Origin of the sequence: Bradyrhizobium sp. 164, from assembly GCF_023073715.1 — a bacterium.
Taxonomy (GTDB): domain Bacteria; phylum Pseudomonadota; class Alphaproteobacteria; order Rhizobiales; family Xanthobacteraceae; genus Bradyrhizobium.
This window is the reverse complement of the sequence record NZ_JADPKA010000066.1, coordinates 235898-252231: the sequence shown is the minus strand read 5'-3', so window position 1 is coordinate 252231 and position 16334 is coordinate 235898. Positions and strand designations below refer to the sequence as shown.

Below are 16334 nucleotides of genomic sequence, written 5' to 3'. Positions count from 1 at the left end.
TTTCCTACTTCAGCGTATAGAGAAACGCCGCGATATCACGCGCGTCCTTCTGCGGGATGCCCATTCTCGGCATGGCGTTGCCCGGCAACGTCCGCTGCGGATCTTCGATCCAGTCGGCCATGTTGTCCGGCGAATTCTGGATGTAGCCGGCGATGTAGGTCCGCGTGCCGATCCGGTGCAGAGGTGGACCGACGTTGCCGTCGGCACCGGCGATGCCGGGAATGTCGTGACAGCCGCCGCACTGATATTGCTTGACGAGGTCGGTGCCACGGCGCGCATCGCCGATGAAATTGTCCGGGCCGGCAGCCGTGCCTTTGTCGCAGGCCACCGCCGTCAGGGCCAGCAGGGAGGCGATGAGCGATCGTGTCGTTGGAGTCCCCATCGGCTGCTCCGCTTTCCGGATCAGGGTTTTCGGCCGAAATTGAAAGTCTTGGTGGCGGACCACGGATCGGTCGTCGAGACCTGCTCGCTCGGCACTTGCTCCACTTCAGGGGATAGCGGATTTGCCGAGAAGGTCCGGCCCCATTGCCGGTTCGGCTCGTTGCTGATCTTGCTGATATAAGTGACGAGGTCCCAGATCACGCTGTCGGGCAGCACGCCGCCCCAGGCCGGCATTCCATTGGGCCGCCCCTGGTAGATTGACAGATAGATGCTCTCGGGCTGCGAGCCATAGGTGAAGATGTTGTTGCTCAACGCCGGCCCCATGCCGCCGCCGCCGTTCGGCGCGTGGCAGCCCACGCAATTGAAGCTGACGTAATAAGTCATCCCGCGCTGCTCCGCATTGGGATCGCCTTGCACGGGATTCTTGATCTGGGGTCGGTCCGGCTGCGCGCCGGGGAAGAGGTGGCTGACCGGGACCTGCATGAAGACGCCGGGCCTACCGTTGCCGACGCTGCCGCCGAAATTGGGGCGCGGTGCCGGCATCGGCATCTGCGCCTCCTGTGACTGCGGCAGAGTCTGCTGGGCAATTCCGGCGCCGTTCGACACGATCGCGAGGAGCAACGATAGGAAGCTCATGCGTAATGCTGGAGCAGACATCACTCATGCCCTCCGGACGCCGTGACCGGCTTTTCGACCAGCGGCACGCCGAAACTGCGCAGCAGCGACATGATCTCGGATCGATGCTCGTCGATGAATGCATTCAGCCGGTCGCGCAGCGCGTGGTCGTCCTTGCGTACGCCCATGGCAATGGAAAACTGGAACTGCTGAGGGCCAAAGCGCTCGTAATCCTGAATTGGCGTGACCGTCAGCGGGACGGGAGAGCGCTGCGCGAAATAGCCGCCCAGCGGCCCCCAGGCGGCAGCAACATCGATCTCGCCGTTCTCGACTGCCTCGATCAGGCGCGCGGGCGGATCAGCTCGGCGATAATCGCCGTAGATGGAATAGCCGCGGACATTGTCGACGATGCCTTGTTCGCCGAGCGCCTGCGCAGGCGGTGGATTGTTGCCGTCGTCGCCGATCAGATGCACGCCGATCACGAGGTGATGTAAGCGCGGGTCGAGCAGCGACGAAAGATCGAGCTGCTTATCCTGCCGAGCCACGAACACGTAGCTGGAGCGATAATACGGCTTTGTCGTCTCCACGAGATCGTAGCCGGCCGGTACGCCCATCACGACGTCGCATTTGCCGGCATTCAACGTGTTGCGGACGAAGCCGCGTCGCTGCGCCCACCAAGTGTAGGCGACCTGTTGGCCGAAATGCTCGCCGACTATGGCTGCGAGCCTGTTCTCGAATCCCGCTTCCGCGCTGTTCGAGAATGGCAGATTGTTCGGATCGGCACAGACGCGGAGTTCGCCATCCGATGCCGCCGTTCCGGGGCTCGCGAGCCCGATCAGAATGCCGAGGGCGATGCCCGGACAATTACTTCGAGGGCGCATGGCTGGTGTCCTCACCCTTTGCGTCTCCAAGCTTGAACACCAGCAACTCGCTCCCGCCGGCGGTGTAAAACGGCAAATCCTGCGTCGCGCCCGCAAAGCCCAGTGCGGCATTGCGCACGCGGGGATCGACCTCAGCATTGGCCACCACCCCGGGCCAACCGCCGACGCCCGAGAGGATCGCGATGTATTGCTGGCCGTCGGAGCCGCGATAGGAAACCGGCTGGCCGATGAACCCGGAGCCGGCACGGAATTGCCAGAGCACACGCCCATCCCTGGCGTTCACCGCCTTGAAAAGGCGATCCATCGTGCCGTAGAACGCCACGTCGCCGGCCGTCACCAGCGCGCCGCTCCAGACCGGAAGCTTCTCGTGGATCTCCCAGATCTTCTTGCGCGCGACCGGGTCCCACGCCATGAACTCGCCGCGATACCCACCAGGGCCGGCATACATATCAACGTCTGCGCCAACATAGGGCGTGCCGGCGATATAGCCGACCTGCGAGGCCTTAAAGTCCATGCAAAGGTGCTGATGCGGGACGTACAGCAGCTTGGTCCGCGGTGACCAGGCCGACGGTTGCCAATCCTTGGCGCCGGGCGCGCTCGGGCAGATGTTCTCGACGGTCTTGCCGACCAGCGGCGTCTTCTCCTCGTTCGGGATGATCTTGCCGGTCTTCAGATCGACGCCCTTGTAGCTGTTGACGAACTCATAGGCATCCGCCGAGATCACTTCGCCTGTCGCGCGATCCATGACGTACATGTAGCCGTTGCGGCCGGGATGGATCAGCACCTTGCGGGTCTGGCCACTAAGCTCGAGGTCGACAAGCACGTTCTCGTTGACTTCATCGTGGTCGAACAGATCGTGCGGGTTGATCTGGTAGGCCCATTTGGCTCGACCGGTGTCCGGATCGCGCGCAAAGATCGTGGTACTCCAGAGATTGTCGCCGCTGCGCTGGTTGGCATTCCAGGGACTTGGATTGGCAGTACCGTAGTAGATCAGGTTCAGATCAGGATCGTAGGAGATCCAGCCCCAGACCGTACCGCCGCCGACCTGCCAGCGATCGGCCGGCCAGCTCTTCACGCCGAGATCCGTGCCTTTGAGATTGTCATAGAACGGCTTGAAATCGTCCCCGATCAGCACCTCCTTGTCGGGACCCGTCGAATAGGCGCGCCAGGCAATGGCGCCGGTGTTCTCATCTAGCGCCGTGACCCAGCCACGAACGCCCATTTCGCCGCCGCTGTTGCCGACGAGAATCTTTCCCTTGACCACGATGGGTGCCATCGTGATGGTCTCGCCCTTATTGATCTCGCCGAGCTTCGTGTGCCAGAGCTCCTTGCCGGTCTTCGCATCGATCGCCACGGTGTGGTTATCGAGTGTATTGAGGAAGACCTTGTCGTTGTCGAAAGCGAGCCCGCGATTGACGACATCGCAACAGGCAACGCCCGCGGCCGCCGGCTCCGGCTTCGGCGCGTAGGACCACTTCAACTCACCTGTCGTGGCATCGAGTGCGAACACACGGTTGGGGTAGGGGCCTGCATAAGGGCCGACCACGTACATAGTGCCGTCCACCACGAGCGGCGCCGCTTCCTGGCCGCGATCGGCGCCAACCGAGAAGGTCCACGCAAGCTGGAGGCGCGAAGCGTTGGTCGCGTTGATCTGGGCGAGCTCGCTGTAGCGCGTGTTGGCGTAGTCGCGCGCGGCCATGGGCCATTGGCCCGGATCCTTCATGCGGGTAGCGAGATCGGTTTGTGCCGACCCCGACGACAGCAGCGCGCCGAATGCGCAAAGGACACTCAGCAACCGCGCGAAACCACGCACTAACATGTGTAAGGCACTCCATGGCGGTGACGAGGCCATGCCGCGTTGCAGGCCGGTGCGAACGTACAAACGTTGCGCTTCCCCTTGGTTCCAAAAGGAGGGATTCGCAGCTATCTCACGACGTTGCCCGATACGCCTGCGCCGAGATCGACCGCGATCTGATCCTCCTTGCCGTTGCACTTGGGGTGGCCGAATCCTGACGGGCTTCTGCCGTCCGGGCCGATGTCATAGATGATCGCGTCCTTCATATTGGGACTGACTCCGGCCGGCACGCGGTCAAGTCCAAGCAGGTGGCGGACGCGCCAGGCAACATTGTGATCGGCGCAGGAACTGTCGCCGCTGATACCAAGCGCACCGGCGATCCCGTTGCCGTCATAGAGCGCCAGCCCACCGCCAAAGACGATCACGCCGCCCACGGGCTTTCCGACCATTGGATCGTGCGCCGTGCCGAATTCGTCGGGCGAGCCCGAGTACAGAACCTCTGGCGATGGTGGGTTGCTGAGACCTGCGCCGAACAGAATTCCGCCAGGTTGCGCGCCCGCGTAGAGGTTGGCCGTGGCGATCGCCTTGTCCTTCAGGCTGAACGCATTCGCCGTATTCGCCTTTTCGGCTGCGATTGCTCGGCTGCCCAGCCACTGATCATCGACTTTACTGCCACTGTAGGCGACCGCGCAGACAAGACCCTGTCGATTGACGACAGCAGCCCATTCGTTGTTGTCGAAGCCTCCATTGCCCGGCCCACCGCCGGGCTTCACACTCTTTTTGAGGATATCGGCGAGCTGCTCATGATCGACCGGACACGACATAGCCGGCCGGGGTTGGTCCTGCGCGTTCAAGATTGCAGGCACCAAGAACGCCGTGGACAAGACAGCCGTTGCTGCCATGACAGATCGTTTGCCCATGTGGCCTCCCTGGAGTGTCGCACTCAGCAGGCGAACGTCCGAAGAGAAGTTGCGGTTCCTATGCAGGACCGCTCATGAGCGGCAGGTGCGAGTGGCCACCGTCGTGGTCAGCCACCGGTGAGCAAAGAACAATGCGGCGGCTGTGTAGAGTATGCCCATGGGCACCCACATCAGGATGCCTGCGAGCTGCTGGTCTTCAAGGGGCGAAAGGCCGAATTCCCCGGCGAGGGCGCCCTGGGCCGGGATCCAGAGCCGCGGCGATACGGTCAGCAGGGCCCCGAGCACACCGGAATGCAGGATGGTGATGAACAGGCAGGCGACGGCGATGCCGTCGCGAGTTCGGGTGCTGCGGCCCCGTCCGCGGCCATGCAGCAGCACCCACCAGAACAACAGCGCGGTCACAAAGAAGCTGACGTGTTGGAGGCGATGGATCCCGGCGTTGTCGAGCGCCCACGCGTAGAGCGGTGGTGCATGCCAGATCCAGAGCGCCGCGCCTTGGAAGATGGTCGCGCTGATGGGGTGGCTCACAAAAGTCCACGGCCAAACCAGCATCGGCAGATTGAGAATTCGGCCCGCCGATGGCCGGAACGAGGCTGGTAGGCTCCACAGCAGCGGGCCGTTGATCCGGGCAAACGCCATCAGTGGCGCCGCGACGAGCATGAGCAAGCCGTGCTCGACCATGTGCGCGGTGAACAGCCGCTCGCCCAGCCAGTGCAGCGGCGAGGTCACCGCCAGCGCGAGGACGAGCCAGCCGGTCCAGAACGCGGCGACCTGCCGGAAGCTGACGCCGCGGCCGCCTCCCGCGTGCCGCCAGAGTCGCTGCGTTCCAACATAGAAGCCAATGCCCATGGCATAGAGCGGGGCCACGAGCCAGGGGTCGTAGCTCCAGAGTGATCCCGAATCGACATCGGATAGTCCGTGCGCGGCGGCCGGCTTCGCGAGCAGCGCAAGCAATAACGCCGCAAAGCTCAGCGCAGACATGGGCTGATCATGAGCGACGCGGCGAGCTGGTTCGCGATGACCAGCGCGAACAGCACGCCGGAGCCGACGCCGAGCCACGCCATGAACGTCCTGGGACCGCCACCTTGCGCATCGGACCATTCAGCGCTGGCACCGCGCCGAACCGCGCGTGCCGATATGACGGTGCCTGCAAGAGCGAGGATGGCCAGAACAGCGCTCAGGATTGCTCCGCTCATCCTCGTCTTCTCGCACGAGAAGTGCGCGAACACGTAGACACCTTGCAAATTAATACCCCATGCAATGGGCCCGAGCGCAACGCCGGCCCAATACAGCCATCTGGAATGTCCGTCAGCTTCGGTCATAGGCGCGGCACCCAATCCAGCAGCACGTACAGAGGCAGCCAGGCAAGCACGACAAAGTTCCAGTAGAAGACGTTGTCGGTTACATCGCTGAAGCGGCGCGGCTTTGCGTGCCTCGTGAACATCAGGACCGCAAGAACGATCGTGTCGCCAACATCGGTGGCGAGATGGGTCGTGTGCAATCCGAGAATGAGCCACACGATCGATCCGTAGGCGGAATTGTCCCAGCGCGTATTGAGATGGGCGAACTCGAAGCCGCGCAGAACAAGAAGGGCGGTGCCGATCACGGCCATCACGATGAGACCGACCCGCACTTTGGCAAGATCCTGCCGGTGCGCGGCCCGATTGGTGATCTCGTTCGGGATGATGCTGAGCAGATAGACCGCGACCTCGGCCGTGCCTGGCCAAAGATCGGGCGGCGCGGCGCCGATCGGCCAGTTCGGATTGACGGCGTAGAGATAAAGATAGGCGCCGATCGCGATGGCGAACCCCATGCCTTCGAGCGCCATGAAGCCCATGGCGCCCCACCATGGTCCACTGCGTGGGCCGTACCCGTAAGTCGGCAGTTCGGCGACATTGCGAACGATGGTTTGTCTCACTCCTCGTCCTCCCTGCTGCCGGTCGGCCAGAACCAGCCGATCAAGGCGACGGCCATCGGCGGCGTGCCCCAGAGCACCGCCCATGGCGTGAAGATCGAACCGATGAAGAACACTGTGGTTGCGATGGCTGTGAGCAGTGGCCAGATGCTGGGTTCGGGCGATGCTTCGCGGATTTGCGGCTCGGCCTCTGCCAGTGAGGTGAGCAGGACTTCGCGCCGCTCCGCGCTCAGACCCGCGACGACAGGCAGGCTCATGCTATCGGCCCACAGCGGATCGCGGTGTTTGACGACCGGAATGCGGTCGAAATTCTGCGGCGGCGGTGGCGAGGACGTCGCCCATTCCAATGTTGAAGCGCTCCAAGGATTGTCGCCCGCGAGTTCACCCTTGCGCAGGCTGTAGATCACATTGACCAGAAGCAGCGCAAAGCTGAGCGCGAAAACGAGCGCGCCGCCGCTGGACAACAGGTTCAAGTGCGCCCAGTCCATGTTGGCCGTGTAGGTGTAGACCCGACGCGGCATTCCGATCAGCCCGAGAATGTGCATCGGGAAGAACGCGACGTTGAAGCCGATGAAGGCCAGCCAGAAATTCCAGCGACCGAGGCTCTCGCTGAGCATCCTGCCCGTGATCTTCGGAAACCAGTAATAGACGGCACCGATGAGCGGGAACACCGCGCCGCCGATCAGGACGTAGTGAAAGTGCGCAACGACGAAGTAAGTGTCGTGCACCTGGGTGTCGATCGGGACAGAGGCGACCATCACGCCGGACAGGCCGCCGAGCACGAAGATCACGATGAAACCGATCACGAACAGGAGCGGCGTGCGGTAGACCGGCCGTCCGTCCCAGAGCGTTGCCAACCAGCAGAAGATCTGCAGCCCGCTCGGCACCGCGATCAGCATACTGGACGCCGTGAATAGGCCGGCGCCGAGCTGGGGCAGGCCCGTGACGAACATGTGGTGGACCCACAGGCCAAACGATAGGAAGCCAGTCGCGATCAGGGAGAGAATGACGACGGGATAGCCGACCACCGGCCTGCGCGCGAAGGTCGCCAGGATTGCTGAAACCATGCCGGTGCCTGGAATGAAGATGATGTAGACCTCCGGATGGCCGAAGAACCAGAACAGATGCTGCCAGAGCAGCGGATGCCCACCGGAGGATGAATCATAGAAGCGGGTGTTGACGAGCCGGTCGAGGATCAGCGACGTCGATGCGACCATGACCGAGGGCATCGCGAACATCACCAGGAAGGCCGTTATCAGCATGGCCCACACGAATAACGGAATGCGGTCAAGGGTCATCCCGGGCGCACGGAGCTTGAAAACGGTGACAATGATCTCGACGGCGACTGCAAGCGCAGCGACTTCGGTGAAGGTGATCATCTGCGCCCACACGTCCGGGCGCTTCGTCGGCGTGTATTGCAGCGAGGAGAGCGGGACATAGGCAAACCAGCCAACGTCCGGGCCGACATTGAGCGCAAAGGAAATCCAGAGGAAGCACCCGCCGAACAGAAACATCCAATAACTGAAGGCATTGAGGCGCGGAAAGGCGATGTTCCGCGTGCCGACCATCAGCGGCACGAGATAGACGGCGAACGCCTCCATGACCGGCACGGCGAACAGGAACATCATCGTCGAGCCGTGCATGGTGAAGATCTGGTTGTACTTGTCGGCCGACAGGAACGTCTTCTCCGGTCCGGCAAGCTGAACGCGCATCAGGATCGCGAGAATGCCGCCGAGAAGCAGGAAAGCGAAAGCGGTGACGATATACCGGCGGCCGACGACCTTGTGGTCCACCGACGTGAGCGCACCCGTCCATCCGGACGGCGTGCGCCACACCCGCTCCAGCTGCGTGGACAGCTGAAGGCCATTCAGGACGTCGTCCCGTATCTCACGTGGTTCAGCGGCGATGCTCACTTGAGCTGCTCCAGATAGTGTAGGATCGCGATGAGCTCGCCCGACTGCAGCGGCATCTTTGGCATGAGATTGCCGGGCTTGATGTGCTGGGGATCGGCGATCCAAGCCGCGAGCGTCGCCGGCGTATTCGGCAGCGTTCCCGCCGCGATCGTCGTTCTGCTGCCGATATGCGTGAGATCCGGGCCGAGCTGCCCGCCGGCCAGCGTGCCGCTGATGTTGTGACACAAGGCACATCCGCGGGCCCGGAAAAGAGCCTCGCCCTGCTTGCCAAGCTGATCCGTAGGGCTGTTCGCGCTCTGGTTCTCGTGGTCGCGCCAGCGGCCGAATTCATCCGGCGGCAGCGCGAGCACGGCGAAGGCCATATTCGCATGCTGGAGGCCGCAGAATTCGGCGCATTGCCCGCGATAGACGCCGGCATTCTTGGCCGTGAATTGCAGCTCGTTCTTTTGCCCGGTGATGAGGTCCATCTTCCCGGTCAGGCTCGGCACCCAGAAGCTGTGGATCACATCGGCGGATTCCAGCTCGACCTTCACCGGTTGGCCGGTCGGGACGCGGATCTCGTTCGCGGTCACGAAGCTCCGATGCGGACTGTCAGCTTCATAGCGGACTTCCCACCACCATTGGTGGCCAATGATCTTGAGCGTGAGGGCGTTCTCGTCCTTGGCAAAGATCGTGCGCTGACCGGCATAACTGACAATGGAGAGTCCGAGCACGACGACGAGGGTTGCGAGCCCCAGGACAAAGATGACGCGACCGCTCGTCCGCTCAAACGGCTGGTGCAGCGCGAGTGGTTGGTCGGCCGGGCGCTTTCGGCGCAGCAAACTGACTCCAAGCACGACCACGACGGCGATCCAGACGGCGGCCGCAACGGTCAGGAAGATGAAGATGGTATGAAGGATCTGGCTGGACTGAAGTCCCTGCGGGTCCAGCACGGACTGCCGGCCGGCGCAAGCGGCCAGCGGCAACGTCGCAAATGGCACCAGAGCCGTTCGCATCCGGACAGGCATCGATGTTCGCCGTGCTCCCCTGTTCGAGGGCGAACCGGTCAATCGTATGAAGGTTCCTATCTCCGCGAAATGGCTGGTTCACAGCATCTCAGAAAGGCCATCCTCTGGTCGCGATGAAGATTGCCGCATCGGCCACGGCCATCAGCAGCAGGACGATCAGGACGGCTATCATGGCCCCTGGCTGGGTAATCGCGCGAAGGTCTTCAAGCATTGATCATCCTCGACTTTGCGGTTCGATCACCTTGCCATCTCCTCTTGTGGATCGTGCGGCGCTGTGCGGCTTCGGTGCTTCGCTCCCGTTGCGCGCTCGCTGCGGCAAATGCCAAAAGCACGCCGACGCCGCTATTGCCTGTTTGAGTGCTCCCGTCAGACATGCGGGAAAATGCCAGCGTGCTGTCGTGGTTCCTAAGCCTCGTGTATCGCCAGGACGCCAGGTGATCGCCAGGACGCCAGGAGAGGCGCTGTGATCAGAATTGGCGTGATTTCGTTGCGAGCGGCCGGCTTGTATTCCGGCCGGCGGGCAACTGCCTCGAATGCCGCGGTTACCTATCGGACTTCGATCGCTGACATCGTCGCCGAGCACAAAGGTTGAGGAAGTAAGTTCAATATTAGAACTTATATTGCTTCGCCGGCTGCGCCGAGGCCTTCTGCCCGGCGATCAGAGCTGTCGCCACTGCGCAATGATGGCATTTGAAAGTCGAATTCGGCACCTCCCGGGCGCGCACGGGACTTTCCGCGTGCCGTCATCTAATCGCTTGACCAGTTCTGAAATAGAACTGTAGGATGGACCGAGAAGATGGCCGATCATGACGGCCGCCCCTTCTACGGATTGCCGCGCCGGACCAACTCAGGCCTGCGGGTGAGGCGGGGCGTGCAGCCGCGCGAATAAACAGGACCACGTACCAGGAAGGTGCGGGTTTGGGAGGACGGACAATGTTGACGAAATGGAAGGCCGTTGCGGCCCTGGCTTTGCTTTTGAATGGTCCGGCGTTTGCGGCCGACGAGGTCGGCGTTACTGCGACCGAGATCAAAATTGGCGGGGTGTTTCCGTTCAGCGGACCGGCGTCATCGATCGGTCTCGTCGGCAAGGGCCTTATCGCCTACATTCAATCGGTGAATGACCGCGGCGGCATCAACGGCCGCAAGATCAACTACATCGCCTATGACGACGCCTACAGCCCTCCGAAAGCGGTAGAGCACGTCCGCAAGCTCGTCGAGAGCGATGAGGTGGCGTTCATGTTCGGTCAGCTCGGCACGCCCGGCCTTTCGGCCACGGCAAAATACCTGAGAGCGAAAGGCGTGCCGAGCATCGCGATCATCAGCGGCTCGTCCAAGTTCACCGACGTCGCCAGTTCCCCGCTGACCACGACAGGTCTTGTCAGCTACGACACCGAAGGAAAAATCTACGCGAAATATCTGACCAGGACGCTGCCGAACGCCAAATATGCGATTCTCTATCAGAACGACGATCTTGGCAAAGATTACGTCAATGCCTTCAAGGCCTTTCTCGGCAAGGACTACGATCGAAAGGTCGTCAGCGCGTCCTATGAGGTCACCGAGCCGACCGTCGACTCACAGATCACAAACCTGAAAAGCTCCGGTGCCGACGCCCTGGTGATCGCGGGAACGCCGAAATTCGCCGCGCAGGCGATCCGGCAGGCTTCTGTGATCGGCTGGAAGGCGACGGTGATCATCAACTTTCCATCCGGTTCGGTCGGGGGCACGCTCGCGCCGGCTGGCCTCGACAAATCAGTCGGCGTGATCGTCGGGACGATCAACAAGGACGTCGTGGATCCGACATGGAAAGACGATCCCGCCATGCAGACCTATCGGGCGTTTCTCGACAAGTACCTGGCCGGCGTCGATATCACCAACGGCAGCTATCTGACCGGCTATCAGCAAGGCATCCTGCTCGAGCAGATCCTGAAGCAATGCGGCGATGATCTATCCCGCAAGAACATTCTGGCGCAGGCCAAGAACCTCAGGGATTTCGTCGTCCCGACCGCGCTGCCCGGGATCAAGGTGAACACCAGCGAATCCGAGAACATGATCTGGACGCAGATGCGCTTGCAACGATGGACCGGATCGACCTGGGAAGCCTTCGGCGAGGTGCTCGACGCCAGGTCCGAATGAACTCGCCCCAGCCAGATGCCGCATGAGCTGCGTCCCAAGCTTGCAATGCGCCGGTAGGCCGCCGCTGGGCATTACGGGAATGCACGGCATGTGGTCGCCCTTCAGCAATTCGGGAGATCATTTTCGATGTCGACGACGGCACTGACGTTTGCCCCGCGCGAGGTTTCGATCGAGCGTCGCCCCGACGGCACGCTCATCTTGAGCTCGCCTCTTGAATGGACGCCGTGCGACTGGCGCATCACCGATTTTCTGCCGCGTTGGGCCAATGCCGTTCCGGATCGGGTTTTCCTTGCGCAACGCAATGCGAAGGGAGGATGGGACGAGATCACCTATGGTGAGGCATGGTCGCAGGTTCAGGCGGTCGGCCAAGGCCTGATCGATATGGGCGCAAGGCCAGCCGACAAGCTGGCGGTCCTTTCCGGAAACTCCATCGAGAACGCGGTGATCTCGTTTGCGGCGATGTCGATCGGGGTCATCCTGGCGCCGATCTCGCCGAACTACACCGTGATGCCGGGGGGCCTCGCACGTCTCAAGGACATCGCGGAAGTGCTGCGTCCGAGCTTTGTGTTCGTTCAAAGCGGACGCGACTTTTCCGCCGGCCGCGCCATTCCGGAATTGGTGGCCGCGACCTGGATCAGCGTCGATGGTGCGCCCCACACAGTGCCTTTTCAGGTTCTGACGGCGCGAACCGGGCGCGAAGGATTCGAGCGCGCATCGCGGGAGGTGCCTTGTGACGCCGTCGCGAAAATTCTCTTCACGTCCGGTTCGACCGGCTTCCCCAAGGGCGTGCTCAACACCCACCGCATGATGGCAAGCTCCCTGCAAATGGGAAGTCTGCTGGTGTCTCCGCCCGATGCGCCGGTCCAGGTGGAGTGGCTGCCCTGGCACCATACGATGGGTAGTAATGTCATCCTTCACGGCATCCTCAGGAATGGCGGGACGCTCTATATCGATGATGGCCGGCCGCTGCCGCATCTCTTTCACAAAACGGTCGAGAATCTCAGGGAGATCTCGCCAACCGCCATGTTCAACGTGCCTGCCGGGTATAACCTCTTATGTGATGCAATCGAGAACGACCTCGACCTTGGCGCCAGCGTGTTCAAGCGGATGGACCGATTGAGCTATGCTGGCGCCGCAATTTCTCAGGACACTCTCGAGAAACTCTATCGATTGACATTTGCCGCCACCGGCCGGCGAATTCCGGTCATGTCGGGTTACGGCACGACCGAAACCGCGCCGACGATCAGCACGACGCATTGGGCAACGGATCAGCCCGGAGAGATCGGTCTTCCCGCGCCGGGGCTGCAGCTCAAGCTCATTCCGGTCTCCGATACCTACGAGGCCCGGGTCAAGGGCCCCAACGTTACGCCCGGCTATCTCGGACGGCCCGATCTGACGGAAAAGGCCTTCGACGAAGAAGGATTCTATCGCATTGGCGATACCGTCTCGTTTCTGGATCCGCAGAGACCGGAGCGGGGCCTTCGCTTTACCGGGAGAATTTCCGAGAACTTCAAGCTTGCGAATGGCACCTGGGTCTCAATCGGAAACATGCGTGCGGCAATCCTGGCCGCCACACGTGGCGTCTTGCTGGACATCGTTGTTGCGGGCGAAAATCGCGAGACGTGCGCGCTGCTGTGCTGGCTGAACCCGACCGAGGCAGGCCGGATATCCAAGACTGCAGCCGTTGATTTGAGCTGCGATCCTGTCGTGGTTCAGTTTCTGAAGGACCGCTTTCGGGAATACAACGAGGCGGTCGGAAGCAGCGAACGAGTCTGCGCCTTCTCCCTGCTGAAGGATCCGCCGTCGATGGCAGCAGGAGAAATCACCGACAAGGCCTATGTCAACCAGCGCGCGGTGCTCAAAGTTCGCGCCGAGCAGGTTGAACGTCTCTATGCGAACGAACCATGCCGGGACGTGGCGCGGGTGTAGGGCAGGGCAATCGCATTTGAAAGACCGCTTCGCTGCGACATTCAACGAGACGCCCGTCTTCGGCGGGCCGCCAGATCAGGACGGAGTGTGTGGCAGCAGGTTCAATGGGCGCCGACGCCGCTTTCCTCCTCGTATTGCCATCTCTGGCACGAGGCCCTCGATGTGCAGGCCTCAAGCGGCGCGCGAGCGTGCCTTTGTCTTTCGGACCTCCGGCGCCGCCGTCGCCGGGGTGCTGCGCGCACCCGGCCCAGGGTGAGTATGAACCTCCTTGGCCGACAGCGGCTCGCCGCATTCAGAGCACACCATGACCGGATCGAAGTCCTTTCCGCACTTGCGATGCTGGTGCAGCAAGGGCCGGCCGCGCTCGTCGACCATGTGGGTATCGCCCCAATGCACGATCGCCATCATGATCGGATAGAGGTCGAGGCCCTTCTGGGTCAGGATATATTCGTGGCGCTTGGGGGAGTCCTGGTAAGGAATGCGGCGCAGGATGCCCTGGCGAACCAGTTTCTTCAGCCGTTCGGCGAGCAAGTGCCGCGTGATCCCGAGCGCCGATTGAAATCCCTCGAAGCGGCGCGTGCGCAGGAAGCATTCGCGCAGGATCAGAAGAGTCCAGCGATCGCCGATCACGCCGATGGTTCGGGCCATCGAACATGGCTCTTCCTCGAGCTCTTTCCACTTCATTCACCCACTCCAATCGTCCCGGCATGGGCCGTCTCCAATCGCCACGGAGGCCGGCCACGGGCTTCGCATTCTAGATAGGTACTGAATTCCAAACAATACCCCTCCCGGTAGGCCAAATCAGCAGATTGCAGGTACGTTTGACAGTTCTATTTCAGAACTATATGCTTGACCGAACCTCGGGCTGGCGATCGGATCGCCGGTGACCGCCATTCGCTCTCCGGGAGAAGGCCCAGATGACCCTGAAGATTGAATTCCAGTTCGATTTCGGCAGCCCGAACGCCTACCTGGCGGAAGTTGTCATTCCCAGCATCGAGCAGCGCACCGGCGTGAAGTTCGCGTATGTCCCGGTTCTGCTCGGCGGCATCTACAAGGCGACCGGCAACATGTCGCCGTTCGACTCGCTTCGCGGGATCAAAAACAAGCCGGAATACCAGGCGTTGGAGACCCAGCGGTTCATCCGCCGCCACAACATCACGAAGTTTCGCCAGAATCCATTCTTCCCGGTCAACACGCTGATGCTGATGCGTGGCGCTGTCGCCGCCCAGCTCGAGGGTATGTTCGAGCCCTACTTCCGTGCCGCCTATCATCATATGTGGGAAGAGCCCAAGAAGATGGATGATCCGGAAATTTTCCGGAGCGCGTTCGTGTCCTCGGGGATCGACATCGACCGGTTGATTGCGCGCGCGCAGCAGGATGACGTCAAGAAGAGGCTGATCGATCTGACCAATGACGCCGTCAGCCGCGGTGCATTTGGTTCACCGACATTCTTCGTTGGCAAGGAGATGTTCTTCGGCAAGGACCAGATCCGCGACGTCGAGGAGTCGATCCTCGAGCAGACCAGACAACCTGTTTCCAAGACGGCTTGACGGCGCCGACTGTCCAGGTTGAGTGGCGAAAGCCAGTCGGACCCAAAGCAAACGCAAATTCAGGGAGAATGCCCATGCCCGGACCACTTCACGGCGTTCGAGTGCTCGATTTGACCGGCGTGGTGTCGGGTCCGTTCGCGACCATGTTTCTGGCGGACCAGGGCGCCGACGTGCTGAAGATCGAGCCAATCGGTGGCGACATCACCCGCCGCAGCCGTGCCACCATCGACAAGGAGGGCGAGTTCTCCGCACTGTTCATCTCGTCAAACCGCGGCAAGCGTTCGCTGTCGATCGACGTCAAGAGCGCGTCCGGGCGCGAGGTGCTCGCCAAGCTGATCGCGCAGTCCGATGTCCTGGTGCAGAATTTCCGGCCAGGTACCATGGAACGCCTCGGTCTCGGGGTCGAGGAATTGCGCCAGCGCCATCCGCGCCTGATCTACGTCTCGATCAGCGGCGTCGGTGATAGCGGCCCCTACGTGAAGAAACGGGTCTATGATCCGATCATTCAGGGCTTGTCCGGCTTCGCCGATATCCAGTCGCAGCCGGTCACGAACCGCCCGCAGATGATCCGCACCATCGTCTGCGACAAGACCACCGCGGTGTTCACCGCGCAGGCCGTGGCTGCTGCGCTCTATGCCCGTGAGAAGACGGGGCAGGGCGACCACATCCAAGTGGCGATGCTGGATACGATGATCTCCTACCTCTGGCCGGAAGGAATGATGCAGTACACGGTGGTCGGCGCCGAGGCAGCCGCGGCCGATCCGAATGATCGGCCGGACTTGGTGTTCAAGACCAGCGACGGCTACATCACCGCCGGTACCATCTCCGATTCCGAATGGCAGGGCTTTTGCCGTGCCTCCGGTGACCCCGAGCTCGCCAAGGATTCCCGCTTTGCGACGCCAGCGGCGCGCTCGGTCAATGCCACCGCGCGGATCAACAAGATGGCGGAATACATCAGCCAGCATACGACAGCCGAATGGCTGGAACGCCTCGACGCAGCGGATGTGCCTTGCGCGCCGATCCTGCGTCGGGCCGAGATCATCCACAACGAACAGGTCCTGGCCCGCGGCATCATCGCCGAATTCGATCAGCCGAAGGTCGGCCGGGTGCGGCAGCCGAGGCCGGCAGCTCGCTTCGAGGTCAACCAGGCCGCGATCGGCGGGCCGGCCCCCCGGGTCGGCGAGCATTCGCGCGAGGTACTGCGCGATCTGGGCTACGACGACCGTGCCATCGACAAGATGATCGCCGAGCGCAGCGTGCGCGCGGCCGTATAGACGGAAGCGCGCACCGGCGAT

Annotated in this window: 16 protein-coding genes; 4 read left to right on the top strand and 12 right to left on the bottom strand. The window is 62.1% G+C overall.

The genetic code is table 11. The features are described from left to right. Positions 1 to 4 precede the first annotated feature (4 nt). The 11 genes from IVB01_RS21380 to IVB01_RS35485 all read right to left on the bottom strand — a co-directional run bounded on the left by IVB01_RS21380 (position 5) and on the right by IVB01_RS35485 (position 9638). Positions 5 to 382, bottom strand: a complete 378-nt coding sequence (locus tag IVB01_RS21380; protein WP_247280428.1) for a c-type cytochrome — start codon at positions 380 to 382, stop codon at positions 5 to 7. A 20-nt stretch (positions 383 to 402) separates the two neighbouring features. Next, positions 403 to 1038 carry a cytochrome c gene (locus IVB01_RS21375; protein WP_247280429.1) on the bottom strand — a complete coding sequence of 212 codons (636 nt, stop codon included), beginning with the start codon at positions 1036 to 1038 and terminating at the stop codon, positions 403 to 405. Beyond that, the gene (locus IVB01_RS21370) at positions 1038 to 1877 is read right to left on the bottom strand and encodes a substrate-binding domain-containing protein (protein WP_247280430.1); all 840 of its coding nucleotides are present in this window, start codon (positions 1875 to 1877) and stop codon (positions 1038 to 1040) included. The genes IVB01_RS21375 and IVB01_RS21370 overlap by 1 nt, the downstream gene beginning before the upstream one ends. Further along, a complete protein-coding gene (locus IVB01_RS21365; RefSeq protein WP_256464854.1) occupies positions 1861 to 3696 on the bottom strand; it encodes a methanol/ethanol family PQQ-dependent dehydrogenase in 1836 nt (611 codons plus the stop codon). Before IVB01_RS21365 ends, IVB01_RS21370 begins: the two co-directional genes overlap by 17 nt. Positions 3697 to 3800: 104 nt before the next feature. After that, positions 3801 to 4592, bottom strand: a complete 792-nt coding sequence (locus IVB01_RS21360) for a heme-binding protein (RefSeq protein WP_247280432.1) — start codon at positions 4590 to 4592, stop codon at positions 3801 to 3803. 72 nt (positions 4593 to 4664) lie between these two features. Continuing rightward, positions 4665 to 5573: a cytochrome c oxidase assembly protein gene (locus IVB01_RS21355; RefSeq protein WP_247280433.1), complete on the bottom strand. Its 909-nt coding sequence runs from the start codon at positions 5571 to 5573 to the stop codon at positions 4665 to 4667. Continuing rightward, complete coding sequence (locus tag IVB01_RS21350) at positions 5561 to 5914, bottom strand: hypothetical protein (protein WP_247280434.1); 354 nt, start codon at positions 5912 to 5914, stop codon at positions 5561 to 5563. Before IVB01_RS21350 ends, IVB01_RS21355 begins: the two co-directional genes overlap by 13 nt. Next, a complete protein-coding gene (locus IVB01_RS21345; RefSeq protein ID WP_247280435.1) occupies positions 5911 to 6510 on the bottom strand; it encodes a cytochrome c oxidase subunit 3 in 600 nt (199 codons plus the stop codon). Before IVB01_RS21345 ends, IVB01_RS21350 begins: the two co-directional genes overlap by 4 nt. Next, the gene (ctaD, locus tag IVB01_RS21340; RefSeq protein ID WP_247280436.1) at positions 6507 to 8420 is read right to left on the bottom strand and encodes a cytochrome c oxidase subunit I; all 1914 of its coding nucleotides are present in this window, start codon (positions 8418 to 8420) and stop codon (positions 6507 to 6509) included. Before ctaD ends, IVB01_RS21345 begins: the two co-directional genes overlap by 4 nt. Then, complete coding sequence (coxB, locus tag IVB01_RS21335) at positions 8417 to 9415, bottom strand: cytochrome c oxidase subunit II (RefSeq protein WP_247467382.1); 999 nt, start codon at positions 9413 to 9415, stop codon at positions 8417 to 8419. The genes ctaD and coxB overlap by 4 nt, the downstream gene beginning before the upstream one ends. 100 nt (positions 9416 to 9515) lie before the next feature. Next, the gene (locus tag IVB01_RS35485) at positions 9516 to 9638 is read right to left on the bottom strand and encodes a hypothetical protein (RefSeq protein ID WP_256464853.1); all 123 of its coding nucleotides are present in this window, start codon (positions 9636 to 9638) and stop codon (positions 9516 to 9518) included. Between the two features lie 722 nt (positions 9639 to 10360). On the opposite strand from IVB01_RS35485, the gene IVB01_RS21330 reads away from it, so the two are divergent. Together IVB01_RS21330 and IVB01_RS21325 are read left to right on the top strand one after the other, a co-directional pair. Further along, complete coding sequence (locus IVB01_RS21330; protein ID WP_247280438.1) at positions 10361 to 11560, top strand: ABC transporter substrate-binding protein; 1200 nt, start codon at positions 10361 to 10363, stop codon at positions 11558 to 11560. A gap of 126 nt (positions 11561 to 11686) precedes the next feature. After that, positions 11687 to 13489, top strand: coding sequence for an AMP-binding protein (locus IVB01_RS21325; RefSeq protein ID WP_247280439.1), 1803 nt, complete (start codon positions 11687 to 11689; stop codon positions 13487 to 13489). Between the two features lie 171 nt (positions 13490 to 13660). Here IVB01_RS21325 and IVB01_RS21320 read toward each other — a convergent pair whose 3' ends face one another. Beyond that, positions 13661 to 14173 carry a helix-turn-helix domain-containing protein gene (locus IVB01_RS21320; RefSeq protein ID WP_247280440.1) on the bottom strand — a complete coding sequence of 171 codons (513 nt, stop codon included), beginning with the start codon at positions 14171 to 14173 and terminating at the stop codon, positions 13661 to 13663. A 233-nt stretch (positions 14174 to 14406) separates the two neighbouring features. Between IVB01_RS21320 and IVB01_RS21315 the strand changes: the two genes are divergently transcribed. Together IVB01_RS21315 and IVB01_RS21310 are read left to right on the top strand one after the other, a co-directional pair. Next, complete coding sequence (locus tag IVB01_RS21315; protein WP_247280441.1) at positions 14407 to 15039, top strand: 2-hydroxychromene-2-carboxylate isomerase; 633 nt, start codon at positions 14407 to 14409, stop codon at positions 15037 to 15039. 74 nt (positions 15040 to 15113) lie between these two features. After that, positions 15114 to 16313, top strand: coding sequence for a CoA transferase (locus tag IVB01_RS21310; protein WP_247280442.1), 1200 nt, complete (start codon positions 15114 to 15116; stop codon positions 16311 to 16313). Positions 16314 to 16334: the final 21 nt, after the last annotated feature.

What these genes read in the sequence shown, in the direction of transcription:
- IVB01_RS21310 (WP_247280442.1), top strand. Translation starts at nt 15,114, where the DNA reads ATGCCCGGACCACTTCACGGCGTTCGAGTGCTCGATTTGACCGGCGTG.
- IVB01_RS21315 (WP_247280441.1), top strand. Translation starts at nt 14,407, where the DNA reads ATGACCCTGAAGATTGAATTCCAGTTCGATTTCGGCAGCCCGAACGCC.
- IVB01_RS21320 (WP_247280440.1), bottom strand. Translation starts at nt 14,173, where the DNA reads ATGAAGTGGAAAGAGCTCGAGGAAGAGCCATGTTCGATGGCCCGAACC.
- IVB01_RS35485 (WP_256464853.1), bottom strand. Translation starts at nt 9,638, where the DNA reads ATGCTTGAAGACCTTCGCGCGATTACCCAGCCAGGGGCCATGATAGCC.
- IVB01_RS21375 (WP_247280429.1), bottom strand. Translation starts at nt 1,038, where the DNA reads ATGTCTGCTCCAGCATTACGCATGAGCTTCCTATCGTTGCTCCTCGCG.
- IVB01_RS21360 (WP_247280432.1), bottom strand. Translation starts at nt 4,592, where the DNA reads ATGGGCAAACGATCTGTCATGGCAGCAACGGCTGTCTTGTCCACGGCG.
- IVB01_RS21365 (WP_256464854.1), bottom strand. Translation starts at nt 3,696, where the DNA reads ATGTTAGTGCGTGGTTTCGCGCGGTTGCTGAGTGTCCTTTGCGCATTC.
- IVB01_RS21370 (WP_247280430.1), bottom strand. Translation starts at nt 1,877, where the DNA reads ATGCGCCCTCGAAGTAATTGTCCGGGCATCGCCCTCGGCATTCTGATC.
- IVB01_RS21350 (WP_247280434.1), bottom strand. Translation starts at nt 5,914, where the DNA reads ATGACCGAAGCTGACGGACATTCCAGATGGCTGTATTGGGCCGGCGTT.
- IVB01_RS21330 (WP_247280438.1), top strand. Translation starts at nt 10,361, where the DNA reads ATGTTGACGAAATGGAAGGCCGTTGCGGCCCTGGCTTTGCTTTTGAAT.
- coxB (WP_247467382.1), bottom strand. Translation starts at nt 9,415, where the DNA reads ATGCGAACGGCTCTGGTGCCATTTGCGACGTTGCCGCTGGCCGCTTGC.
- IVB01_RS21355 (WP_247280433.1), bottom strand. Translation starts at nt 5,573, where the DNA reads ATGTCTGCGCTGAGCTTTGCGGCGTTATTGCTTGCGCTGCTCGCGAAG.
- IVB01_RS21325 (WP_247280439.1), top strand. Translation starts at nt 11,687, where the DNA reads ATGTCGACGACGGCACTGACGTTTGCCCCGCGCGAGGTTTCGATCGAG.
- IVB01_RS21380 (WP_247280428.1), bottom strand. Translation starts at nt 382, where the DNA reads ATGGGGACTCCAACGACACGATCGCTCATCGCCTCCCTGCTGGCCCTG.